The following is a 22,721-nucleotide window of genomic DNA, read 5'->3' as shown; positions in this document are numbered from 1 at the left end:
ACTTCCAGAATGATATAGGTTTTTATTATATATGCAGCAGCCGGTTCCTACAAAATAGGAGCCGGCTGCTGTATTTCATATTGAGGGTTTCATCTGAAAATCGATTCGATTTCGTGATGTTCTTCTTCTGAGAGATTCACTTCAAGCGTCTTCAGGTTGTCGAGCACCTGCTCAGCACGCTTGGCACCCGGGATGATCGAATCGATCGGCCCTTTCCCGAGATAGTAGGCAAGGACAATATGTGCAATTTCCGCATTGTGGGCTTCCGCGATCGGCCGAAGCTTGTTCACGCGCTGTACATTTTGTTTGAACGTCTCTCCCTGGAAGCGGGCCTGGCTTTTCCGGAGGTCGTCGAATGTCTCATTGCCGCTGTACTTCCCGGCAAGAAGGCCTGCGGCGAGAGGGTAGTAAGGGACGAAAGAAATGCCTTGTTCGGATGTGTACGGGAAGTAAGCTTCTTCGGCGCCGCGCTCAAGAAGATTATATTCTCCCTGAAACACATCCACATAGCCATCCCGGTTGGCTTCCTTCAGTTGTTCCGGGGAAAAGTTCGAGACGCCGATCGCACGGATCTTGCCTTCGTCCTTCAGTTCTTTCAGCGCACCGACAGCTTCGGCTTTCGGTGTGTCCTCATCAGGAAAGTGGATATAGTAAAGATCGATGTAGTCTGTCTGGAGGCGCTTCAGGCTCTTTTCCACTTCTTCTCGGAGGAAGGCCGGGGAGTTATCGACGACAATTCCGTCCCCGGTTTGGCGGTGTGCCCCTTTTGTGGCAAGCACCAGCTCCTGCCGTCTTCCGGATTCACGTACGACTTCTCCGACAAGCTCTTCCGAACGGCCCATGCCGTAGATAAATGCAGTATCCAGAAAATCGATGCCATGGCTGATTGCCGTACGGACAAGTTCCCTGCCTGTATCTTCATTCAGATTCGGATATAGGTTGTGTCCGCCGACCGCGTTTGTACCCAGGCCGATCGGGTTTACGCTAAGCCCTGATTTTCCTAAGTTAACCTGTTTGCTCATGTATGCCATCCCCTTCATCTGTTGGATTACCTACTCAAGTGTAGGGGAGACGTTAAGAGGATTCAATTTTTTGATAGAGGTGCCGGGGAGCGGTTGCCCGATACCAGCTGCGGAACAGCAGGATGATGATGACAAGATCCACGAGGTCGCCTCCGTAATACATGAGCATGGCCCCTTCGCGGACCTCGTCGGGCGGAAAACCGGGCAGCGGCTCTGCATAGATGATTTTGCTCAGAATACCGTGCGCCGCAAGTGCGAAAATGAAAACGAGCGTCCGGAACAGATGGCTGCTCGGATGAGGGGCAGGGTCAATATAAATCATCGAGATCGTGAACAGATAGCCCGCCGCAAATACATGGAGGTGAATGAGCAGGTAAAGCCACAGGTGCTGGTGCATCAGCTGGAAAAGGGGAGTGGCGTAAAGCAGCCAGAGTCCCCCGATGTTCAGCACGGACGCTGTGATGGGATTCCGGTAAAATCGGGCGACGGGATGCCGGAGCATTTTTGTCACCCTCCTGGCCGCAGTGACAGGGAGTGCACGGAGAAGAAGGGTGACAGGGGCAGAGAGGGCAATCAGGAGCGGAGCAAGCATCCCGAGGAGAAGGTGGCCTGCCATATGAAGGCGGAAATCATGGTGGGCCGCCTCTGCAAACGGACCGGCAATAACCAAAGCCGCCATCACTGTCCCGGATAGCCACAAAATCCACCTCCAGGCCGGCCAGTGCTTTAGCCGCCTGACCCGGTTGGTCCGGAGCATCAGGGTAAAGTATCCAGCCGCTCCGGAAAGCGCGAATAACACGATCAGAACCTGCAGGGCAGGGGGCAGGAATTGCTGCTCATGATGCAAGCGTCTCGCCTCCACTTACCCCTATATTGTCTTTCTTGGCACTGCGGATCAGGAGAAGCCCGGCAATGATCATGATGACGGCAGTGATGTTCCAAATCAGATCGTATGGCAAAATATCAACGTTGTAACGGATCTGATGAATTCTCATCAGCTTATGCTGGATGGTACCGTCAAACAGCTGGAATCCGCCTCCACCAAGCAGCTTGCCTCCCCAGAACATCTTGTGCCAGAACGCATGACGGCGCATCAGGTCTGCAACCAGATAAAGGCCGCCCACTGTGGCGAACCAGCTGAATGCATGGAAAAGTCCATCTGAGATCAGGCCAATGGAGGTGGTCGACCGGTCGTAAAATTTATGCCAGTGAAGCAGCTGGTGGAAGATGGTCTCGTCGATAAAAGCGACAAATCCGAGACCGAACAGGATTCCCGCCCATAAGTTCTTTTTCTGGTGATGGTATTTTTGATGCGCTGGTATAGGCATGGCTCTGCTTCCTTCTTTCCGAATGATGATAGGGAATTATATGAAGTATTGCCTTGTCTGAAAGCCCGTAAACTGCGCCGGAGGCTTGACTTTCTCCAGTGTGATTGGTGGCTGACTCGCATCAATGAACTCTGACAGTGAGGCAGCCCCGGCAAAAAGTCATTCCGGCAAGAGTGATCGTCCGGAAAATGGTGTCATGAAAAAGCCGGCTCCGTGTATCGGAGCCGGCTCAGACTGTAGACAAAACGGACCCAGAAGAAATTTTCTGGGTCCGTTTTGTCATTCATGTGGATTTTCCGAGTATTTTGCCCCTGAATTTCCCTTGGAATGACCGGCCGTCAGGCCGGTTCCGGTGACTCCCATGTCCAGCAGGCCAATCTCTTCAGATTTAATGCAGCAAAAGTAAGCATCGCCTGCATGGACATTTTTGCCCTTCCGCGAAGGGTCGTCCATCGCATGCCACACTTCTCCTTGGCATCTCCGAAACCGCGTTCATATGAGGCGTTTTGTATCCGGCATCAGCAGCAACGGCAAGCGGCTTTCCGACTTTCTCTTTGACGACATTCAGCAACGGTTCGAAGATCAGTCGTGCTCTCTTTGATCTCCTTCTCCTCTTCACGGTCGTCACTTGTCCGGAGGGAAAGGCTTCTTTCCGTTGTCCTCACGGTCGGCGTTGATCTCTTCTTCGTGTAGGGACTGGTAGGCGCGTGTTTCCTTACGGACCACTTTTTTCGTGAACTTCAGCTTGTTTGCGCTGGCCTTGACGTGAGTGGAATCGATAAACACGTGCTCCGCACGGAGCAACCCACGGTCCGCCACCTGTTTCAGGATCCGGTAGAAGATCTGTTCGAATAGGTATGTGTCCTTGAATCGCCGTTCGTAGTTCTTACCGAAAGTCGAAAAATGTGGCACTTTATCATAGAAGCCGAAGCCCAGGAACCAGCGGTAAGCCAGGTTCGTATTGACTTCTTCGATCGTGCTGCGCCTCGAACGGATGCCAAAGGTGTATTGGAGAAATGGGAGCTTGATGAGGACAACCGGATCGATACTAGGACGGCCACGGTCTGAATACAAATCCTCTACGAGATCTTAAATGAACGAAAAGTCGATGGCTTTCTCGAGTTTCCTGACCAGGTGGTCCTCCGGGACCATCTCATCAAGCGAGACCATTTCAAGTTGATCACGATTGGTTCCATTCGATTTTGACAGCATATTCATCACCCGTTTTGTAGTCTGTTAATTCGATTATAGTAACAGGTACCGTTTGCCTCAATAAGCCTTATGGCGGATTGAAGCGGAGGGCCCGAGACACCTGCGGGAAAAGCGTTAGCCGAAGACCCCGCAGAGCGCAGCTCGAGGAGGCTAAGGCAACGCCCGCGGTAAGCGAGGGCCCGCAGCGGAAATCCGGAGGATTTTCAGGAATAGAAAAAACTGTAGACAAAGGAGTATTCCACTCACTTTGTCTACAGTCTGAGCCGGCTCCGTGAATCGGAGCCGGCTGTATTTGTCCTGCAGGATTTTTATCAGGAATGGCGAATGGTTACTTGCACTGCCCATTGCCCGAGATGAGTGTCTTTACGGATGTGAGGGCCGGGAGTCCCATCGGCCCGCGCGCATGCAGTTTCTGGGTGCTGATCCCGAGTTCCGCACCGAAACCGAACTCAAAGCCATCTGTAAAGCGGGTGGAGGCATTGTGATAGACCGCCGCGGCATCCACTCCCATCTGGAATTTCTTTGCTTCTTGCAGGCTGGACGTCACAATGGCTTCGGAGTGCCGTGTGCCGTACGTATTGATATGGGTGATGGCCTCTTCGGTGGAGGAGACGATCCTGATGGCGGCCTCGAGGTCGAGGTATTCCATTGCCCAGTCTTCCTCGGACGCGACCAGCACACCATCTGCGAGATCAATGACGGCTTCGTCACCATGGACGACGACACCCTCCCATTGGAGAGCGGCGACAAGTTCCGCGGTGTGGGGCCAGTTCTGGTGGATCAGAATCTTTTCCGCTGCATTGCAGACGGAAGGCCGCTGTGTCTTGGCATTGACCGCAATCCGGATCGCCATCTCCTTATCGGCGGATTCGTCAATATAGACATGGCAGTTTCCGGCGCCGGTCTCGATCACCGGAACGGTCGCATTGTCGACGACGGTCCGGATCAGGTTTGCGCTGCCCCGGGGTATGAGGACGTCCAGGACATCATTCATCTTGAACAGGCGGGACGCTGTTTCACGGCTTGTGTCTTCCACAAGCTGTACGGCATCTTCAGGAAGCCCGGCCGTGGCGACGGCCTCCCGGATGACGCTCACCAGTGCCATGTTGGAGCGGATGGCGGATGAGCTGCCTCTCAGGATCACGGCATTTCCCGTTTTGAGGCAGAGCGCTGCGGCATCGACCGTGACATTTGGCCGGGCTTCATAGATGATGCCGACGACACCGAGCGGGACGCGGACAGTGGACAATTTTAATCCGTTCGGCCGCTCCCATTCCTCCAGTACCTGGCCGACCGGATCGGCGAGTCGGGTAAGGTCGATCAGCGCATCTGCAATGGCCCGGATGCGTGCTTCATCGAGCATCAGGCGGTCCAGAAGTGATTCGGAAAGCCCGGCTGCACGTCCGGCGTCCAGATCGGCCCGGTTGGCATCGAGGAGATAGGGTGTATTGTGCAGGAGTCCTGCCGAGATGGCTTTAAGCGCCCCGTCTTTAGCGGACGTCGGCAGCACGCCCATCATAGCGGCAGCCTGCTTGGCTTTTTGCCCTTTTATCTGAAGCTCATCTGCTTGGGTAGTCTGTACATTCGTCATCGTACCGCCTCCTTGGTTTTAAGATGGATCCACCGGTTGCAGTGGATGACTTCAGGCGTGGTCCCGCCGGAAATCTTCATCGCTTCGTCTCCTGGTTTGCCGATGATTTTGCTGACCGTATCGGCAGGATAGTTCACCATGCCTCTGCCGATCAGTTCACCGTCCTCATCAAGGACATTGACTACTTCTCCCTGTTTGAAGTTTCCGCTGACAGAGGTGATTCCCACAGGGAGGAGGCTGGTTCCTTTTCCTGCAAGAGCCCGGGCCGCGCCGCCGTCCACCGTAATGCTTCCGGCCGGCACTGAGCAAAGGGCCAACCATCGCTTGGAATCCTTGCCGGACATGAGCGAGGAGATGCCGATATACGTTCCGTCACCGCGTCCTTCCACAATATCAAGGAGTTTTTCGGCGCCGTCTCCCGTCCCGATGAATACATGGACCCCAAGGCTTCCTGCGGTCCTTGCGGCGAGGACCTTTGAACGCATGCCGCCGGTACCGACCGACGAACCCGCGCCCGACGCCTGACGGAGAAGGCCATCATGGATTTCAGGGATGAACGTGTACTTCTTGGCATCCGGATCATGGTTCGGATTGCCGTCATAGAGCCCGTTCACGTCGGTGAGAATCGCAAGGAAATCGGCGTGCACGAGCCCTGCGACGAGTGCCGAGAGCATATCGTTGTCCCCGAACGTTATTCCTTCGACCGATACCGAATCGTTCTCGTTCACAATCGGCAGGGCCCCTCTGTGAAGAAGTTCTTCGAGCATCCTGCCGGTATTATGGAAGCGTTCCTTCCGCATCAGATCCTGTCTTGTGAGCAGCAGCTGTGCGGTCACGATACCGTGGCTTCGGAAGGCATCGGTGTACGCCTGCATGAGCAGTCCTTGTCCGACTGCGGCCGCAGCCTGCTTGCCGGCAGTTGTACCGGGGCGGACGGCATATCCGAGGTCCCGGAAACCTGCGGCAACGGCACCGGAAGACACGAGGACCACTTCATGGCCGCTCTTCATCAGCAAAGCGATTGCCGCCGCATGCTCCTGGACCTTCGGTTTCGACAACCCGCCGCACGTATCTGTCAGTGAACTGCTGCCGATTTTGACGACAACCCGCCTTTTCTTCAACCGAAACGCCCCCCATACGAATGTTAAGAATGATTATGCAACATTTCTGATATTTAATCAACAAGAATCTGGCGCAAAATATATTTTCTCCTTGATGTGAATCTTTTTCTAATAGTAAACCGTATCTCTATAAAATGAAACAGGGGAGCTGTAAATGATGCCGGAAGCAATTTTTATTGTAATGATCGTCATGAGCATCCCGCTGACTGCGATTATTACGGATCACAGGAGAAGAATGGCCAGATACCAGGCTGACAGGCTCCAGGATGAAATTGAACTTGAAAAACTGAAACAGCAGAACTTTATTGCCGAAACGGAAAAGATGAAACTCGAGCTGGAGAAAATGAAGCTGGACTACACAGCAGAAATCCCAGTAAACAATCAATCAGGCGAGACCGTATACTTACCGGAAGCAGTGGATGGCAAATAAGCCATCTGCTGTTTTTTATGGACGCAGGCAACTTCAGTATGATATTATTAGTTAGCAAAACTAACTAATAAAAGTGGTGGATAATATGGAACTAAAAACCCATCAGCTGTTTTTTAGGAGATTTACGGACATATACCGCCCGTTTATCCAAAGGACTGCAGATGTTCTGGCGAAAGATGGCCTCACTGTTCCCCAATGGTCGGCGCTCCGGCTGATAGCGGAGCAGGAAGAAATGACACCTGCGGAGCTGGCAGCAAGGCAGTTTGTCGAAAAGCCGACTGTCTCCAGAACGATTCAGCAGTTGATGGAAAGCGGCCTGATTGAAACCCGCCCGGGGGAGGACCGGCGGGCCAAGATTATCCTGCTGACCATTCATGGACGGGAAGTATATGAAAAGACATCGTCTGCAGTTGAAAAGCTTGAACGGGAAGTGATCGGCGATATTCCCGAACAAGAACTGAATGCCATGATCACACGCTTCCTGGAGATGCAGCAAAGGCTGTAACGGAGGGAGTTTTTTATTGTGGCTGATAAATTTCCATGAAGATTAGAAAGAGGTTTTCCATGCAAAAACAGCAGCTTTGGACGAAAGATTTTATTTTCGCATCACTTATTAACTTTTTCCTTATTATTGTGATGTACCTGTTGATGGTGACGATCGGCCCGTTTGCCGCGGACCGATTCGGGGCAGACGCCGGCACAGCCGGCCTCGTCTCCGGTTCCTATATTATTGGTGCGCTTATGGCAAGGTTTGTTGCAGGACCGCTTGTCGAAAAAGTCGGCAATAAGAAAGTCCTGGTGGCGGGAACCCTTCTTTATGTAATCTCGGGCGCTACCTACTTCCTTGCCTTTAACCTTCCGCTTCTCCTGCTGATCCGGTTTATTCACGGCATTGGAATGGGAGTCGGTTCGACTGCAACGGGATCCATCGTTGCCCGTATACTGCCTCCGAACCGCAGGGGGGAGGGGATCGGTTACTATAGCATGTTTTCCGTTCTTGGCGCTGCGCTCGGTCCATTCCTCGGAATCCTGCTCGCAAAGAATCTGCCGTTTGCGATGCTCTTCTTTTTCTGTACGATTCTGGCTCTCGCCTCGTTTATCCTGGCAATTATGATCAAAACGGATGAGGATCTGGCATTTACCCATGAACAAAAGGAAAAGGAACGATTCAGCATCTGGTCAGTCATGGAGAAAAATGCGCTTCCGATCGGCATAGTCACTCTGTTTGTAGCGATTTCTTATGGCGGGGTGTTGAGCTTTATCATGTTTTACGCGGAAGAAATGGACTTGGTTACAGCTTCGAGTTTCTTCTTCCTCGTTTACGCGGTCACGGTGCTGCTGTCGCGGCCTTTCACCGGAAAGCTCTTGGATCTGAAGGGCGGCAACATCGTTGTCGTGCCTGCACTCCTCCTTTTTGCCGGCGGCCTGACTTTGCTGAGTGAATCGGTGACAGGCGCCATGCTGCTGGGAGCGGGCGTGCTGATCGGCCTTGGTTTTGGTAACTTCCAGTCGAGTGCGCAGGCCCTCTCTGTCAAAGTCGCGGATCCTCACAGGATGGGACTCGCCACTTCCACATTTTTCATCTTCCTCGATTTTGGTGTAGGATTCGGCCCCTACATCCTTGGAAGCCTCGTTCCGATCATCGGATATTCCGGAATCTATAAGCTTCTCGCCGGTATAGTCCTATTCGCACTTGTCTTATATATCGCTGTGTATGGCGTCAGGGAACACCGGGAAAGAAAAACTGCATAAACCTCAAAGGATGCCAATTATGGCATCCTTTCAGACTGTAGACAAAACGTACCCAGAAGAAATCTTTCTGGGTACGTTTTGTCATTCATGTAGATTTTTCGAGTGTTTTGCCCCTTAAATTCCCTTGGATTGACCGGCCGTCAGGCCGGTTCCGGTGACTCCCAGGTCCAACAGGCCAATCTCTTCAGATTCAAGGCAGCAAAAGTAAGCATCGCCTGCATGGACATTTTTGCCCTTCCGCGAAGGGTCGTCCATCGCATGCCACACTTCTCCTTGGCATCTCCGAAACCGCGTTAGACGGTCTCTTTTCGCCTTGCATAGATTTTTTTGTTTTCCGGGGTGAGCCGAATGGATTCTGCCTGATCAAGGTAGTCCTGCCAGACATGCCGGGTGATAACTTTTACATGGTTCTGGCTTTGAGTGCACTGAGCTAGCAGCGGACAACCTGCACATTTGGTCCCATTGGACTTATATTCCCGGTAGTCTTGCTTATTGGTGGTCGAATACCGGAGTTCCTGTCTGTTTGGACAGAGGTAGGCATTCTTCTCGGAATCGTAGTGGAACTCGCTTTTTCTCAGATAACCTTTTTCCCGCGCGGCCTGGTGTAAGGCAGGCAAGGGCGGATTCCGTCATCAATCATGACCTTTGCGATATGAGGCGTTTTGTATCCGGCATCAGCAGCAACGGCAAGCGGCTTTCCGACTTTCTCTTTGACGGCATTCAGCAACGTTTCGAAGATATGGGGCTGTCATGGACATTTCCGGGTGTCACGATTGAGGCGAGGAAGAATCCGTTCCGATCAGTGGCTGCGTGACAGGAATAGGCGAATTTCTTTTCCCGCTCGTCTTTGACGTAATAGCCGCTTTCGGGATCAGTCGTGCTCTCCTTGATCTCCTTCTCCTCTACACGGTCCCACTTGTCCGGAGGGAAAGGCTTCTTTCCGTTGTCCTCACGGTCGGCGTTGATCTCTTCTTCGAGTAGGGACTGGTAGGCGCATGTTTCCTTACGGACCACTTTTTTCGTGAACTTCAGCTTGTTTGCGCTGGCCTTGACGTGAGTGGAATCGATAAACACGTGCTCCGCACGGAGCAACCCACGGTCCGCCACCTGTTTATGGATCCGGTAGAAGATCTGTTCGAATAGGTCTGTGTCCTTGAATCGCCGTTGGATTGAAGCGGAGGGCCCGAGACACCTGCGGGAAAAGCGTTAGCCGAAGACCCCGCAGAGCGCAGCTCGAGGAGTGCAGCTAATGCCGCTCAACGCTTTCGCTTTTGAGCGCAGACGCCAAACTTCGCATTGGCGTCGGCAACGCCCGCGGTAAGCGAGGGCCCGCAGCGGAAATCCGAAGGATTTTCAGGAATAGAAAAAACTGTAGACAAAGGAGTATTCCACTCACTTTGTCTACAGTCTGGGATGCCAATTATGGCATCCTTTTTTGTTTTTCGGAGACGGAACGGGGGGAATGCTGTATAATCGCTTACAACCGAACGATGGTCCTGCTTTTCAGGGTCAACGATTCGTAGGATCCCTTTCCGGAGAACCATGACTATAGAACGATTTCGACAAAATTCTCAACTATTCGCTTCAGTGGACGGGAAAATTGATATTCTATAAATAGCTTGTGGAAGATTAATCGGTACGTGCCCATCCGGCCGTCCGGAAACGGAGGAACGTCATGGCGAAGAATGAATTTGTAACAGCGATCAACTGTATGGACGGCCGTGTTCAGGAACCGGTCATGAATTGGATGAAACAACGCTACGATGCGCTATATGTGGACATGATCACAGAAGCCGGCCCGAACAAATTGCTCAGGAGCGATAACAAAGTGCTGATCGAGAATATCTATGACCGTGTCCGCGTCTCGACCGACCGCCATGGATCGCAGTATATTGCCATTGCAGGCCACTATGACTGTGCCGGATATCCCGTGAGTGCAGAAAAGAAAAAAGGCAAGATCCTGGACTCTGTGGATCTCATCGAATCGTGGAACCTCGGTTTCAAAGAAATTGCCGGGCTTTACATTAATGAAAAGTGGGAAGTCGAAATCGTCTGCATCAAGTCTGACAAACCTGTGGAAGCTTAAATCCTCATGAAGGATGATGACCGAAATTGGAAGCGTTGACAGCGCATATTCTGAAGCTTGAAACGGCCCTGCTGGACAATCAGGTCAGGAACGATCCCAATCGTTTTGGTCCGTTTCTCGATGAATCGTTTTTTGAATTCGGCAAGTCTGGCGGATGTTTTTCCAAAGCCGATTGTATAAGTGCAGGTTCACTCGGCAGCGTCCGACTGAACATCGAGCAATTTCGTCTGCAGACCATCGGGGAGCATGCGGTTTTGGCCCTTTACCGGACAGTGGACAAAGAAACCGGACGAGCAGCAAACCGAAGTTCGATCTGGAAATCTGACGGCATTACCTGGAAGATGCTGTTTCATCAGGGGACACCGGTTCCGGACAAGTAAAGAAGTGGCGGAATCGTGAAGAAATGTTGATTTGAAGGAGCTCCGTCCACAAATTTGGCAGAGAATATCTGTCACAAAATCCGGGTATGGGGTACAATGTAGAATGAGGGGTTACACCCGGATAAAGTTATTGAATTGGTGTTAAGGAGGAACTGCCTTGAATTACCTGGGAGATACTTTACTTCCGATTCTGATCATCGTTTCGATTGTTGCATTCATCGCCATCATCGGTCTCGGAATTATGAAAAACTGGCGCTGATCAGGCACGGCAAAAACGGGAGCTGCGGATTGATTTCGCAGCCCCCGTTTTTCATTTCCAAAACGAAGGTCATTTTATGATCATTACCGGACAGTCTGAACGTTTCATGACTTTGTGGCTGACACTGCCGAGAACCATTTCCTGCAGAGGGTTCAGTCCTCGGCTTCCGATAATGACCAGATCGAATGAATGGGCGTTGGCGTGGGAAACGATTGCCGGGCCCGGCTCGCCGTGCAGGATGTTCACTTCATAGGGGATGTCATTTGTTTTCAGCAAATCTTCAGCCGGGAGGAGACGCTGCCTTCTCTGCATCTCCAGGTCCGAACGGCCCCTTGCATGCAGGACGGCATCCTTGGATTTTGAGAAATCGGCCACATACGCGATCTCTATGGCGCCATCCATCGCTTTTGCAAGTGCGGCGGCATGTTCGGCGGCCCGGATCGAATGGTCTGAACCGTCTACGGCGAGCAGTATCCGTTTGTACATTTACAATCTCCTCCTCAGTCTCTGGCAGACATGTTTATACTCTTCCCGGAAACTTTGGTATTCACTCAGCATAGCGTTCCTATATGGAAGAGGTTCCGTCCGGCAAAAGGAAAATCCTTCTTTATGCCTTATTTGAAATGCCCGCAGCCTGGAATCATGGCTGCGGGCATTGTTTATTCGTTTGTCTGACGGATCATCTGCATCCGTTCATTGAACAGGGACGGATAGGAAAGGAAGCCGAGCAGAATGCTTGAAACGACGGCAGTTGTCAGTAGGAGGAACAGGATGAGGAGCTGGAACTGAACCGCCTGTACCGGATCGGCTCCGGCGATGATCTGGCCGCTCATCATGCCCGGCAACTGGACGAGCCCCATTGTTTTTTGGCTTTCGATCGTCGGGATGGTGCTGGCTTTGATGGCATCCGTCAGTTGCGAATGGACGGCCTGCTTCGGGGTGCCTCCGAGTGACAGAATCAGCTCGGTGCGGTTCCTGTGCGCATCCATCTCGGATGTGAAACGGTTCAGGAACAGGATGGAGAGAACCATCGAATTCCCTACGACCATCCCGCTGATCGGAATGATGTACTGGGCGGTTGCCGGTACGATGCCGAAGCCGAGCAGGATTCCCTGGGTCAGCACTTCAACCGCGATGATCGTTACGGTGATCTTCCATATGATGCCGGGAATGGCCTTGCCTTTTTTTGAAGCATTATGGACCGCGGCAAAAATCATGAGTGCAATCATCAGCAGAATATAGATATAGCTGTCGGAGTCAAAGACAAATTTAAGGATATAACCCACTGCAAACAGTTGGATGATTGACCGGACCGTTGCGATGACCGTGTCTTTCTCAAGCCCTAGGTTCAGTGTCCTGGATAGGAACAGGGGGATCAGGACGAAAATAAGTGTCAGTGACAGGGCAATCGGGCTCATTTCAGTTCCCCCTTTACAAATCGGCGTACCCGTTCGTCCGTAGGGTCTTCCAGAATCCGGCTTTCTCCGGTTTCGACCAGTTCACCGGCGATCAGTACCCATGTGTAGTCGCCGATGGAGATGGCCTGCTCCAGGTTGTGGGTAATCCAGATGATCGACGTGCCATATTTTTCGTTGATGCGTGTGACGAGTGACTCGATTTCGCGCCTTGAGCCCCGGTCGAGAGCTGAAGTGATCTCGTCCATCAATAAAATATCTGAGCGATTGACAAGTGTCCGTGCAATGGACACCTTCTGCCGCTGACCGCCGGACAGCTCAGTCGCTTTCTTATGGAGATACTCGCTCGACAGGCCGACATCCTCCAGCCAGGAGACGGCATCTGCTTCCGAAAGTTCCTTTTTTTGAAGCCGGAGCGGCAATGCCAGGTTGTCATAGACAGATCCGCTCACCATCGGGGCATCCTGGAGTGCCATCCCGACCTTGCGCCGGAGCGCAGTCGGTTCCATGGATTCCACGGGATGGCCCTGCACAAGAATCTCGCCCGAATCGGGGGATAGAAGGCCATTGCATAACTTGAGGACTGTCGTTTTTCCTGCGCCGGAGGGACCGACCAGTGTCGTGATCCGTCCTGCCGGGAATGACCCGGTGATCGGGCCCAGGATCGGTTTCCCGTCAATCGAATATCGGACATCCTTGAAGTGGATGGCTGGTTGATATGTTGTCACTTGGCATCGCTCCTGAAACCTAATTTAGAATAATTGTAATGTAGCATATTTCAGGTGAAGTTGGTAACCTGCCGAATCCAATTTCGTCATTCAAGGCTAGAGTCCCGTCATTCGTATCGCCAGTTTCGTCATTCGCGCGGCCACATACCCGAATGACGAGATTGGAAGGATGAATAGTGAAATTAAAGTAATGAATGATGAAACCGATTTTCCGGCTTGGTTTCAGTGTCCGTGACGTTCCTACGGCAAATGAAAAAGCAGGCGGGGGATGACAATGGTTCCCCGTCTGCTTTTACTGCTTGCCTTAATTCTGATCCTGCTCCGCAGCGGCTTCCCCGGATGCAAGCTTTCTTCCGATGCGCTGGATCTGCTGGCGGACTTTCCGGTAGGCGTCGTCCATATGATCCGCATCGATGAAAATCTGGCGTTCGTCATGTTCATCCAGGCCCGCAGAGTGCTCGTAGCGGGGGTCATAGTAGAACTCCAGAAGCAGGCGGAAGGCTTCCCGGAACCGGTTTGCCTCTAGGTGGTCGCGGATCTCCTTGGCAATGGGCGTATGGATTCTGCGCTCGATTTTGGAAAAGGCTTCAAGGAATTTTTCCGGATAGGCATCCGTGTCATAATCATTCAGGATGTTCTGCACCCTCTCCTCGATCGGCAGTCGGAGGAACAGATGAAGGCCCTCATTCTTCTTGCGGTCGAAGAACTCGGGAAGGACTGCTTTCCCGATCCTCCTGCTTTCCCCTTCGATGATGACATAGGGCGCATCTTCATATTTCTTCATGGCACCGACCAGGAGGGCATCGAACTTTTTCTGGTTGCTCGGCTCCATGCCGATCGCCCCGAAAATGGAGCCACGGTGGCCGGCCATCCCCTCCAGGTCCATGACGGGGAACCCGTCCTGTTCCAGGCGGTGGAGGATTGCTGTTTTGCCGCCGCCCGTGTATCCGTTCAGGACGATGAGAGGCGGACGGAATTCCGCTTTTTCCAGTTCGGAAACCACCCACTGGCGATAGGTGCGGATGCCCCCGATTAGCCTGCTGGCACGCAGGCCCATCAGATCTGTCATCGTTGCGGCTGTTTTGCTCCGCATGCCGCCGCGCCAGCAAAAGACTGTGAACGGCCTGTCCAGATTGCGGAATTCATCAACGTATTCAGGAAGTTTGGCGGAGAAGATCTCCAGGCCGCGCTTCATCGCTGCCTGCTGGCCTTCCTGCTTATAGATGGTGCCGACTTCCGCCCGCTCTTCGTTGTCAAAGATCGGGATATTGATGGCGCCGGGCATCGTGCCTTCGGCGTACTCTTTCGGGGATCGCACATCCACGATGGCGTGATACCCGTTTTGCCGCAGCTTAAATAATTCATCGAGTGTAAGTTCTCGCTTCATGATTCATCTCTTTCCTTATCGTGGCTTACAGGACCCGGATGGTTCCTGCGTGTTCTTCAGTCACTTCGCCGATGATATGCGCATCAACCCCGTTTTTACGGAGGGCTTCCAGCAGTCCGTCCGCCTGACTGCCTTCCACTGCAGCGAGGAGGCCGCCAGAGGTAACCGCGTCACAGAGGATCCACTGCCCGGTTTCATCCATCGAATCCGGATAGGCGATGCTGTCCGCCACATGCGCATGGTTGTTTTTGGTGCCGCCCGGGACTGCGCCCTGCTCGGCGAGTTCATGGGTGCGGGGCAGGACAGGAACATCCTCCGAGCGGATGACAAGTCCTGTTTTGCTGCCCTGAGCCATTTCCGTTGCATGTCCGAGGAGTCCGAAACCGGTCACATCGGTAGTGGCATGGACATCGTATCCGTCCATGGTCTCGGCCGCGGTTTTGTTCAGCGTTGTCATCACTTTCGTCACGTCCCGGATATCTTCCTCGGAAAGAAGGCCGCGTTTCAGCGCGGTCGTATAGATGCCGACACCGATCGGCTTTGTCAGGATCAGTTTGTCACCGGGCTTGGCTCCGGCATTCGTGCGGATTTTGTCCGGGTGGATCGTCCCGGTGACGGCAAGACCGTATTTCGGTTCCTGGTCATCGATTGAATGGCCGCCGACAAGCGTGACGCCGGCTTCCTTCATTTTATCCGCTGCGCCCCGCAGGATATCGGCAAGGATTTTCTTGTCAAGGTTTCCGATCGGGAACGCCACGATGTTCAAAGCCGTGACAGGTTTGCCGCCCATGGCATAGATGTCGCTGATGGCATTGGTTGCGGCAATCTGGCCGAAGTCATAAGGATCATCGACGATCGGCGTGAAAAAGTCGGTTGTCTGGACAAGTGCAAGGTCATCAGTCAACTTGTAGACGCCCGCATCATCGCTTGTGTCGAGACCGACGAGAAGATTTGGGTCCGGAACGGCTGCAGGCAGTTCTTTAAGTACGCCCGCGAGATCTGCAGGTCCGATTTTGCATCCGCATCCGCCTTTTTTTGTGAGTGTAGTCAATTTGATTGAAGCCATGTCATCCCGGCCTTTCTTTGGCAAGTCTTTTCTTTCCATGATATCATATCGTCCCTTTCGGGTAGGGGAGCAACGCTTCGGTGTTCATATTGCTAGGAGAAAATGGTATACTATATTATTGCAGAGAAGTTCAAATCCGAAAGAGAGTGGATCCCATGGGTCGTAAATGGAACAATATCAAGGACAAGAAAGCTGCAAAAGACCAGAGCACCAGCCGGGTAAACGCAAAGTTCGGCCGTGAAATTTACGTGGCTGCACGGCGCGGCGAACCGGATCCGGAATCCAACCAGGCACTTAAAATGGTGCTTGAGCGCGCGAAAACCTATAACGTACCCAAGCACATCGTCGACCGGGCCATTGATAAAGCGAAAGGCGGCTCGGATGAAAACTTCGATGAGTTCCGTTATGAAGGCTTCGGTCCCGGCGGTTCGATGGTGATCGTCGATGCACTTTCCAACAACGTCAACCGGACGGTATCGGAAGTGCGGGCAGCATTCGGCAAAAACGGCGGCAATATGGGTGTGGCAGGATCGGTCTCCTACATGTTCGACTCAACGGCTGTTTTCGCCACCGAAGGCAAAGGCGAGGAAGAAATCCTCGAGATGCTGATGGAAGAAGACATTGAAGTCCGTGACGTGTTCGAGGAAGAGGGCAGCGTGATCGTCTACGCCGAGCCCGAGGATTTCCACACTGTTCAGGAAGCCTTCAAGAAAAACGGCATCACCGAATTCCAGGTGGCTGAACTCAGCATGCTTCCACAGACGGAAGTATCGCTCAGTGAAGAGGATCAGGCCCAGTTCGAAAAAATGATCGACGTGCTTGACGACCTGGAAGATGTCCAGCAGGTCTATCACAATGTCGACCTCGGCGATGAATAATAGCCTGGCATGCCCGCCCTCCATGGAAGGCGGGTTTTTGCATGAAAGGAGCACCAGGATGAAATTAGTTTCGTGGAATGTAAATGGCCTGAGAGCCTGCGTGAAAAAAGGGTTTCTTGATTATTTCAATGAAGTGGATGCCGATATCTTCTGTGTGCAGGAGACGAAGCTGCAGGAGGGCCAGATCAGCCTGGAGCTGGACGGCTATCATCAGTATTGGAACTACGCAGTGAAAAAAGGCTACTCCGGCACTGCGGTGTTCACGAAGCACGAGCCGCTCTCTGTCAGCTACGGCCTCGGTGATGAGGATGCCCAGGAAGAAGGAAGAATTCTCACCCTCGAATTTCCGGCTTTTTATCTGATTACCGTCTATACGCCCAACTCCCAGCGGGATCTGGCCCGTCTGCCGTTCCGGCTGGAATGGGAAGACCGCTTCCTGGACCATGTCAAGCGGCTGGACCAAGAAAAACCGGTGATCCTATGCGGTGACCTGAATGTCGCCCACAGGGAGATCGACCTGAAAAACGCCAAGACAAATGTCGGCAATTCGGGCTTCACCTCCGAGGAGCGCAGGAAGATGACTGAACTGCTCGATGCGGGTTTCATTGATACATTCCGGCACTTTTATCCCGACCGGACCGATGTCTACTCCTGGTGGTCGTATATGAACAAGGTCCGCGAAAGGAACATCGGATGGCGGATCGATTACTTTCTCGCCTCGGACCGGCTGGGGCCGCTTCTGACAAACGCGGATATCCATTGTGACATCATGGGGAGCGATCATTGCCCGATTGTCCTTGAGGCCGACCTTGAGCCAGGCCGGGCAGTGTCCTGATCGGTTTATCAATTTAAGAAGGATTCCGGATCTGTCCTGCCGAAATGTTGGCAGGGCGGATTGATTTTTTTCTGAGGGGGAGACAAATGGCTGAAATCGCTGAATTGAACAGGAACGGAGAAGGGCTGACGGCTTATCGGGAAGTCCGGTATCCGCATGGGAAAGCGGAAGTGTGGACTTACCTGACCGATAATGACCGGCTTTCCCGCTGGTTTGATGAGCTGCGGATGGGTGAAGCAGCCGAAGGCGGCCATTACCTTTTCGATATGGGAGAACATGGGATAGAGAAGCTGGAGATTTTCAGATTTGAATCGGGAGAAACAGTTGAGTTTGATTGGTTCGGTGACGTGGTGCGGTTTGACCTGGTCTCTGATGGGACAGGAACCGTGCTGGCGTTCAAGGAAACGGTCAACCAGCTGACCGGACAGACCGTGAAGGATCTGGCAGGATGGCATGTCTGCCTGGATGTAATCGGCATTCTTCTGGACGGCGGACAGCCTGAAAACCGGCATGCTGATTGGGAAAAATGGCATGATGCCTATAGTCTTGCCGTCGGAAATCTGTAGGAGGGATCAGAATGGGATACATCAGCGAACTCAGGGAACTGACCGGCAGCAGGCCGCTTTTGCTGACAGGCGTGGGGGTCGGTGTCTTGGACGGCCTTGGCAGGATCCTTCTGAAGAAAGATTTTGACGGCCGCTGGGGCATTCCGGGCGGGTTCATGGAACTGGGGGAATCCGCAGAGCAGGCGGGCCGCCGCGAAGTGCTCGAAGAAACAGCCATCGAAATTGACGGACTGACTCTCGTGACAGTCGTTTCCGGTCCACAGACATTTACGAGGCTAGAAAATGGCGACGAGTATTATTCCGTCACGATTGTCTATGCCGCTCATGCGGCAGGGGACCAGGAGCCAAGAGCGGACGGAAAGGAAACGGCCGATGCCCGATTTTTCCGGCCGGATGAACTTCCGGAAGGTCTGAACCCGATGATCAGGCAGCAGATCATGCAATATATCAACAGCAGGAAGTGACGGGGATACGGACCCGTCATTTTTTTGTTCCGAAAAAACTCATAAACTTATTTGATAGGTTTGAATAAACGGAAATTTCACTTATAATGAACACATATACATAGAGAGAGTGCCGAAAAGAGATACAGGGGTTTCCGCCACTGCGGCTAATTGCCGGCAGGTGGGTCCATATAACCAATTAAAAGGGGGTAAATCGTTTGAATGCAATTCTGGTTGCCGTGATCGGGATGATTGTGTTCGCGCTCGGTTATCGCTATTATTCCAAGTTTGTCGCAGAACGCATTTTCCGTCTTGATCCGAATTACGTCACACCGTCACACAAGTACAAGGACGGCGTCGATTTTGTTCCGACGAACAAATTTGTCCTGTGGGGACACCACTTTACGTCCGTAGCAGGAGCAGCTCCGATCCTCGGTCCTGCCATTGCCGTTTACTGGGGCTGGCTGCCTGCCTTCCTGTGGGTCATTTTAGGTACGGTGTTCGCCGCAGGTGTCCATGACTTCGGGACGCTGGCACTGTCTGTCAGAAACAAGGGCCAGTCGGTCGGGACGATTGCGGACCGGCTGATCGGCCAACGGGCCAAAATGCTGTTTTTGTTCATCATCCTGATCCTTGTCCTGATGGTCAATGCAGTATTTGCCTGGGTCATCTCGAATCTGTTCATCAAGTATCCGGCAAGTGTGATTCCGGTATTTATCCAGATACCTCTGGCAGTCTGGATCGGGTATGCCGTCTATAAGCGGCAGAAGAAGATGCTTGTCCCTTCACTGATCGCACTTGCGGTCATGTACATCACGGCAATTGTCGCCAGCCAGGTAAGCTGGCTGCAGGTCGACCTCGTCTCCATGATGGGCGGCGAGGAAGGGGCAGGGCTGTTCGGTCTCGGTGCGGTGTCGTCTGCCTTCTTCATCTGGATCGTGATCCTCATGATCTATGTGTATATCGCCTCGACACTTCCGGTCTGGAAACTTCTCCAGCCGCGTGATTTCATCAACTCCCATCAGCTCGTGGTCGGACTCGGCATTCTGTACCTCGGCCTGATTTTCACGAATCCTGAAATCACTGCGCCGGCGGTCCATGCGGCAAATGACGTTTCCTGGTTCCCGCTCCTGTTCATCACCATTGCGTGCGGGGCCATCTCCGGATTCCATGGTCTCGTGTCATCCGGAACATCCTCCAAGCAACTGGATAAAGAAACAGATGCCCGCTTTGTCGGCTACCTCGGAGCGGTCGGTGAAGGGATCCTGGCGCTGATTTCCATCCTGGCTGTCGTGACGCTGTTCCCGAGTGCCGCCGCATTCACGGAGGCGTACAGCAGCTTCGGTGCAGCCAACGCCGGCGGACTCGGAAACTTCGTCGAAGGGGCGTCCGTCCTGGCGGGAGGACTTGGTCTTCCGGCAAGTGTCGCCACAACGATCGTCTCCATCATCATCATCAGCTTTGCGGCGACGACACTGGATTCTTCCGTCCGTCTCATGCGCTATATCATCGCCGAAATCGGCATGGAGTACAAGATGCCCGTCCTTGCCAAAGCGCATGTTGCAACGTCCGTGGCCGTCCTGTCCAGTGCCGCACTTGTCCTGATCCCCAAAGGGCCGAACGGCTTCGGATCCGGCGGGTATCTGCTGTGGCCGCTATTTGGCACCGCGAACCAGCTGCTGGCCGGCATCAGCCTGATGCTGATTGCGGTCTGGCTGAAAAAGCTTGGCAGGAACTATATGGTCGCGCTGATCCCGATGATCTTCCTCCTGTTCATGACGCTCATCGCCATGTTCCAGCAGGTGTTCTTCGAATGGTCGATGTGGGGCAGCAACTCGAATATGCTTCTGTTCGTCTTCGGAGCAATCATCTTCGTGTTTGCGGTCTGGATCATCCTGACTGCCTTTAATGTCCTGACGAGGGGCATTGACCAAAAACTGCCGGCGGAAGACTGATGCAGGGAACGGGGGCCGTCCGTACGGCCCCTTTCTTAATGGAGGTGGAACAGATCGAACTGTCGGAAAAACTCAAGAAACTGATCCGGTATTACGAGGAAGTCATCAGCCTTCCCCATAAGCGGGAAATCGCGGCGGAACTCCGGGATGAGGATGATCTTTTCCTGCTTCTCCTGTATTCCGAGATGATCGGCATCCCAAATCCGGTCTATTACTATACACTGGAGCTGTACCCGTACATGATTGAGAAATTTCACGACTGGCACCTCCGGATGGGGATGGAGAAATCCCCGCTGACCGGTATCCGGTGCTGCTGAAGGGGGGATCAGAATGGATGTTTTGAGCAAAGAAGTGATCTTTGTCGGGGGAAAGGGCGGAGTCGGAAAATCCACTTCTGCTGCGGCCATTGCCCTCAGGTCAGCTGCAGACGGGCATAGGACCTTGCTGGTTTCCACTGACCCGGCACATAATACGGGGGACATTTTCGGGAGGGAATTGGACGGGGAGATCACAGAAGTGGCTGAGCGCCTGTCCGCGCTGGAAATCAATCCGGACAGGGAGACCGAGGCCTACATCGGAACCGTGAAGGACAATCTGAAGGGGGTTGTCCACTCCGCGATGGCAGACGAAGTCAACCGTCAGCTGGACACGGCCAAGGCATCTCCCGGTGCGGATGAAGCCGCTCTGTTTGACAGGCTGGTGACCATCCTTCTCGAGGAGCGGGACCGGTTTGACCGGATCATCTTCGATACGGCTCCGACAGGCCATACGATCCGGCTGCTGACGCTGCCCGAGCTGATGGGAGTCTGGATCAGGGGCCTATTGGAGAGGAGAAGAAAGACGAACGAAAACTATTCGGCATTGCTGAATGACGGAGATCCTGTGGAGGATCCCATCTATGATGTCCTTCGGGACCGGCAGGATCGCTTTACCCGGGTGAGGGAGATTCTGCTCGATCCTGAAAAAACCGGGTTCATCTTCGTCCTTAATCCTGAAAGGCTGCCGATCCTGGAGACGGAGAAGGCGGTGTCGCTTCTCGGCCGCCATCATCTCCACGTCCGGACCCTGATCGTCAATAAGGTGCTGCCGAAAGAGGCGGACGGGGAATTTCTCAGGGAACGCAGGGTGCATGAGCGGGGATACCTGGAACTGATCGCAGAAACATTCGGAGAGCAGGAACTGATCTATGTGCCCCTATTCCCGAGGGATATTGCTTCGATGGAAGATTTGGAGGCATTCAGTCAACATTTTAAGGCAGGTGGACAAATTGAAGGCATTCGTTTATGAAATGGGAAAATGGAAACTGAAGGAGATGGAGGATCCGGCCGCCGGTCCGGGTGAGGCGGTCGTCTCACTGAAAGTGTCCGGGCTGAACCGCCGTGACCTCTATATACCGGGACGCCTCGGGCCCGACAAGGAAGCGGTCGTCATCGGCTCGGACGGAGCGGGTGTCGTCAGCCGGGTCGGGGAAGGAGTAAGCCGTTTCAAGGAAGGCGACGAAGTCATCATCAACCCGGCCCTCGGCTGGATGGAGCAGTCGGCTGCCCCTCCCGCCGGTTTCGAAATCCTTGGCATGCCGGACAACGGGACGATGGCCGAAAAGATCGTGCTCCCGGCAGACCAGCTGGAGCCGAAGCCCGCCGGACTGTCATGGGAAGAGGCCGGCGTCCTGTCGCTTGCTGCCATGACGGGATACCGGGCTCTGGTCACCCGGGGACAGATCGAGGCAGGCCAGACAGTGTTCATTCCGGGGGCGGGAAGCGGCGTGGCAACTTATCTGATCCAGTTTGCCAAGGCGCTCGGGGCCAGGGTCATCGTTTCCTCCAGAAGCGCGGACAAGCGCAGCCGGGCGGCTGAAATCGGCGCGGACCTCGCCATCGACACGAATGCGGACTGGAAAGCGGAACTGAAGGATGAAACCATCGATCTCATCATTGATAGTGTGGGCGAAGCGACGTTCAACCGGGCGCTGGAGGTCCTGAAAAAAGGCGGACGGATCGTTTCATTCGGCGCCACGACGGATGATCACATCCGTTTCGACCTGCGCTCTTTCTTCTACGGACAGTATGATCTTCTCGGCTCGACAATGGGGAACCGGGAAGAGCTGCGTGACCTGCTGAAATTGATGGAGAACAAGGACATCCATCCGGTTGTCGATTCGGTTTATCCCCTGGATGACATCCGGGAAGCGATGGAAAAGCTGGAGAACAGCACGCAGTTCGGCAAAATTGCCATACGCATTGAGGATTAAGCGGAAGACAATAGAC

23 protein-coding genes and 2 pseudogenes are annotated in these 22,721 nt (G+C 53.4%); 13 read left to right on the top strand and 12 right to left on the bottom strand.

Features of this window, described 5'->3' with window-relative positions:
* Nucleotides 1–89 precede the first annotated feature (89 nt).
* The 6 genes and pseudogenes from C772_RS09585 to proB form a co-directional block, all read right to left on the bottom strand.
* Nucleotides 90–1,022, bottom strand: coding sequence for an aldo/keto reductase (locus tag C772_RS09585; protein WP_035002010.1), 933 nt, complete (start codon nucleotides 1,020–1,022; stop codon nucleotides 90–92).
* A 52-nt stretch (nucleotides 1,023–1,074) separates the two neighbouring features.
* A complete protein-coding gene (locus C772_RS09580) occupies nucleotides 1,075–1,869 on the bottom strand; it encodes a cytochrome c oxidase assembly protein (RefSeq protein WP_008299562.1) in 795 nt (264 codons plus the stop codon).
* A complete protein-coding gene (locus C772_RS09575; RefSeq protein WP_008299560.1) occupies nucleotides 1,859–2,350 on the bottom strand; it encodes a DUF2243 domain-containing protein in 492 nt (163 codons plus the stop codon). The genes C772_RS09580 and C772_RS09575 overlap by 11 nt, the downstream gene beginning before the upstream one ends.
* Before the next feature lie 338 nt (nucleotides 2,351–2,688).
* Nucleotides 2,689–3,562 (bottom strand): annotated as a pseudogene (locus C772_RS16375) (transposase).
* Nucleotides 3,563–3,890: 328 nt separating this feature from the next.
* Nucleotides 3,891–5,153: a glutamate-5-semialdehyde dehydrogenase gene (locus C772_RS09565; protein WP_008299555.1), complete on the bottom strand. Its 1,263-nt coding sequence runs from the start codon at nucleotides 5,151–5,153 to the stop codon at nucleotides 3,891–3,893.
* Complete coding sequence (gene proB, locus C772_RS09560; protein WP_008299552.1) at nucleotides 5,150–6,274, bottom strand: glutamate 5-kinase; 1,125 nt, start codon at nucleotides 6,272–6,274, stop codon at nucleotides 5,150–5,152. The genes C772_RS09565 and proB overlap by 4 nt, the downstream gene beginning before the upstream one ends.
* A gap of 154 nt (nucleotides 6,275–6,428) precedes the next feature.
* On the opposite strand from proB, the gene C772_RS09555 reads away from it, so the two are divergent.
* The 3 genes from C772_RS09555 (at nucleotide 6,429) to C772_RS09545 (ending at nucleotide 8,456) form a co-directional block, all read left to right on the top strand.
* Nucleotides 6,429–6,704, top strand: coding sequence for a hypothetical protein (locus tag C772_RS09555; protein WP_008299550.1), 276 nt, complete (start codon nucleotides 6,429–6,431; stop codon nucleotides 6,702–6,704).
* Between the two features lie 85 nt (nucleotides 6,705–6,789).
* Entirely contained in the window at nucleotides 6,790–7,209 is a 420-nt protein-coding gene (locus C772_RS09550; RefSeq protein ID WP_008299548.1) for a MarR family winged helix-turn-helix transcriptional regulator, read from the top strand.
* Between the two features lie 59 nt (nucleotides 7,210–7,268).
* Nucleotides 7,269–8,456, top strand: coding sequence for an MFS transporter (locus C772_RS09545; RefSeq protein ID WP_008299547.1), 1,188 nt, complete (start codon nucleotides 7,269–7,271; stop codon nucleotides 8,454–8,456).
* A 140-nt stretch (nucleotides 8,457–8,596) separates the two neighbouring features.
* Here C772_RS09545 and C772_RS16840 read toward each other — a convergent pair.
* Nucleotides 8,597–9,620 (bottom strand): annotated as a pseudogene (locus C772_RS16840) (IS1182 family transposase); the annotation flags it as partial.
* 511 nt (nucleotides 9,621–10,131) lie between these two features.
* Between C772_RS16840 and C772_RS09535 the strand changes: the two are divergent.
* Nucleotides 10,132–10,542, top strand: coding sequence for a carbonic anhydrase (locus tag C772_RS09535; RefSeq protein WP_008299540.1), 411 nt, complete (start codon nucleotides 10,132–10,134; stop codon nucleotides 10,540–10,542).
* Between the two features lie 26 nt (nucleotides 10,543–10,568).
* The gene (locus tag C772_RS09530; protein ID WP_008299539.1) at nucleotides 10,569–10,922 is read left to right on the top strand and encodes a nuclear transport factor 2 family protein; all 354 of its coding nucleotides are present in this window, start codon (nucleotides 10,569–10,571) and stop codon (nucleotides 10,920–10,922) included.
* Between the two features lie 328 nt (nucleotides 10,923–11,250).
* Here the strand turns inward: C772_RS09530 and C772_RS09525 are convergent, their stop codons facing one another.
* From C772_RS09525 to selD, 5 genes are all read right to left on the bottom strand, one after another.
* Nucleotides 11,251–11,667: a universal stress protein gene (locus C772_RS09525; RefSeq protein WP_008299536.1), complete on the bottom strand. Its 417-nt coding sequence runs from the start codon at nucleotides 11,665–11,667 to the stop codon at nucleotides 11,251–11,253.
* A gap of 173 nt (nucleotides 11,668–11,840) precedes the next feature.
* Nucleotides 11,841–12,599, bottom strand: a complete 759-nt coding sequence (locus C772_RS09520; RefSeq protein ID WP_008299535.1) for an ABC transporter permease — start codon at nucleotides 12,597–12,599, stop codon at nucleotides 11,841–11,843.
* The gene (locus C772_RS09515) at nucleotides 12,596–13,324 is read right to left on the bottom strand and encodes an ABC transporter ATP-binding protein (protein WP_008299534.1); all 729 of its coding nucleotides are present in this window, start codon (nucleotides 13,322–13,324) and stop codon (nucleotides 12,596–12,598) included. The genes C772_RS09520 and C772_RS09515 overlap by 4 nt, the downstream gene beginning before the upstream one ends.
* Nucleotides 13,325–13,628: 304 nt before the next feature.
* On the bottom strand, nucleotides 13,629–14,711 hold the full coding sequence (mnmH, locus tag C772_RS09510; protein WP_008299533.1) for a tRNA 2-selenouridine(34) synthase MnmH: 1,083 nt from the start codon (nucleotides 14,709–14,711) through the stop codon (nucleotides 13,629–13,631).
* A 25-nt stretch (nucleotides 14,712–14,736) separates the two neighbouring features.
* Nucleotides 14,737–15,777, bottom strand: coding sequence for a selenide, water dikinase SelD (selD, locus tag C772_RS09505; RefSeq protein ID WP_008299532.1), 1,041 nt, complete (start codon nucleotides 15,775–15,777; stop codon nucleotides 14,737–14,739).
* Nucleotides 15,778–15,932: 155 nt separating this feature from the next.
* Between selD and C772_RS09500 the strand changes: the two genes are divergently transcribed.
* The 8 genes from C772_RS09500 (at nucleotide 15,933) to C772_RS09465 (ending at nucleotide 22,705) form a co-directional block, all read left to right on the top strand.
* Nucleotides 15,933–16,655 (top strand): YebC/PmpR family DNA-binding transcriptional regulator, encoded by a 723-nt coding sequence (locus C772_RS09500; protein ID WP_008299531.1) that lies wholly within the window; start codon nucleotides 15,933–15,935, stop codon nucleotides 16,653–16,655.
* Between the two features lie 58 nt (nucleotides 16,656–16,713).
* Nucleotides 16,714–17,490: an exodeoxyribonuclease III gene (locus C772_RS09495; RefSeq protein ID WP_035002006.1), complete on the top strand. Its 777-nt coding sequence runs from the start codon at nucleotides 16,714–16,716 to the stop codon at nucleotides 17,488–17,490.
* 86 nt (nucleotides 17,491–17,576) lie between these two features.
* Nucleotides 17,577–18,056 (top strand): SRPBCC domain-containing protein, encoded by a 480-nt coding sequence (locus tag C772_RS09490; protein WP_008299529.1) that lies wholly within the window; start codon nucleotides 17,577–17,579, stop codon nucleotides 18,054–18,056.
* Nucleotides 18,057–18,067: 11 nt separating this feature from the next.
* Nucleotides 18,068–18,520, top strand: a complete 453-nt coding sequence (locus tag C772_RS09485) for an NUDIX hydrolase (RefSeq protein ID WP_008299528.1) — start codon at nucleotides 18,068–18,070, stop codon at nucleotides 18,518–18,520.
* Between the two features lie 197 nt (nucleotides 18,521–18,717).
* Nucleotides 18,718–20,454: a carbon starvation CstA family protein gene (locus tag C772_RS09480; protein WP_008299527.1), complete on the top strand. Its 1,737-nt coding sequence runs from the start codon at nucleotides 18,718–18,720 to the stop codon at nucleotides 20,452–20,454.
* Between the two features lie 38 nt (nucleotides 20,455–20,492).
* Nucleotides 20,493–20,771, top strand: a complete 279-nt coding sequence (locus tag C772_RS09475; protein WP_200858847.1) for a cory-CC-star protein — start codon at nucleotides 20,493–20,495, stop codon at nucleotides 20,769–20,771.
* A gap of 13 nt (nucleotides 20,772–20,784) precedes the next feature.
* Nucleotides 20,785–21,741 carry an ArsA family ATPase gene (locus C772_RS09470; RefSeq protein ID WP_008299525.1) on the top strand — a complete coding sequence of 319 codons (957 nt, stop codon included), beginning with the start codon at nucleotides 20,785–20,787 and terminating at the stop codon, nucleotides 21,739–21,741.
* Complete coding sequence (locus C772_RS09465) at nucleotides 21,722–22,705, top strand: zinc-binding dehydrogenase (protein WP_008299524.1); 984 nt, start codon at nucleotides 21,722–21,724, stop codon at nucleotides 22,703–22,705. Before C772_RS09470 ends, C772_RS09465 begins: the two co-directional genes overlap by 20 nt.
* Nucleotides 22,706–22,721 lie beyond the last annotated feature (16 nt).

It is taken from the genome of Bhargavaea cecembensis DSE10 (assembly GCF_000348905.1).
GTDB lineage: Bacteria > Bacillota > Bacilli > Bacillales_A > Planococcaceae > Bhargavaea > Bhargavaea cecembensis.
Note: the sequence above shows the minus strand (reverse complement) of the source record. Positions and strands in the feature narration are given on the sequence as shown.

Bases quoted from the DNA above. Each gene is read 5' to 3' on its own strand.
- C772_RS09585 (WP_035002010.1), bottom strand. From the start codon at position 1,022: ATGAGCAAACAGGTTAACTTAGGAAAATCAGGGCTTAGCGTAAACCCG.
- C772_RS09575 (WP_008299560.1), bottom strand. From the start codon at position 2,350: ATGCCTATACCAGCGCATCAAAAATACCATCACCAGAAAAAGAACTTA.
- C772_RS09565 (WP_008299555.1), bottom strand. From the start codon at position 5,153: ATGACGAATGTACAGACTACCCAAGCAGATGAGCTTCAGATAAAAGGG.
- C772_RS09555 (WP_008299550.1), top strand. From the start codon at position 6,429: ATGATGCCGGAAGCAATTTTTATTGTAATGATCGTCATGAGCATCCCG.
- C772_RS09550 (WP_008299548.1), top strand. From the start codon at position 6,790: ATGGAACTAAAAACCCATCAGCTGTTTTTTAGGAGATTTACGGACATA.
- C772_RS09545 (WP_008299547.1), top strand. From the start codon at position 7,269: ATGCAAAAACAGCAGCTTTGGACGAAAGATTTTATTTTCGCATCACTT.
- C772_RS09535 (WP_008299540.1), top strand. From the start codon at position 10,132: ATGGCGAAGAATGAATTTGTAACAGCGATCAACTGTATGGACGGCCGT.
- C772_RS09525 (WP_008299536.1), bottom strand. From the start codon at position 11,667: ATGTACAAACGGATACTGCTCGCCGTAGACGGTTCAGACCATTCGATC.
- C772_RS09520 (WP_008299535.1), bottom strand. From the start codon at position 12,599: ATGAGCCCGATTGCCCTGTCACTGACACTTATTTTCGTCCTGATCCCC.
- mnmH (WP_008299533.1), bottom strand. From the start codon at position 14,711: ATGAAGCGAGAACTTACACTCGATGAATTATTTAAGCTGCGGCAAAAC.
- selD (WP_008299532.1), bottom strand. From the start codon at position 15,777: ATGGCTTCAATCAAATTGACTACACTCACAAAAAAAGGCGGATGCGGA.
- C772_RS09500 (WP_008299531.1), top strand. From the start codon at position 15,933: ATGGGTCGTAAATGGAACAATATCAAGGACAAGAAAGCTGCAAAAGAC.
- C772_RS09495 (WP_035002006.1), top strand. From the start codon at position 16,714: ATGAAATTAGTTTCGTGGAATGTAAATGGCCTGAGAGCCTGCGTGAAA.
- C772_RS09490 (WP_008299529.1), top strand. From the start codon at position 17,577: ATGGCTGAAATCGCTGAATTGAACAGGAACGGAGAAGGGCTGACGGCT.
- C772_RS09485 (WP_008299528.1), top strand. From the start codon at position 18,068: ATGGGATACATCAGCGAACTCAGGGAACTGACCGGCAGCAGGCCGCTT.
- C772_RS09475 (WP_200858847.1), top strand. From the start codon at position 20,493: ATGGAGGTGGAACAGATCGAACTGTCGGAAAAACTCAAGAAACTGATC.
- C772_RS09470 (WP_008299525.1), top strand. From the start codon at position 20,785: ATGGATGTTTTGAGCAAAGAAGTGATCTTTGTCGGGGGAAAGGGCGGA.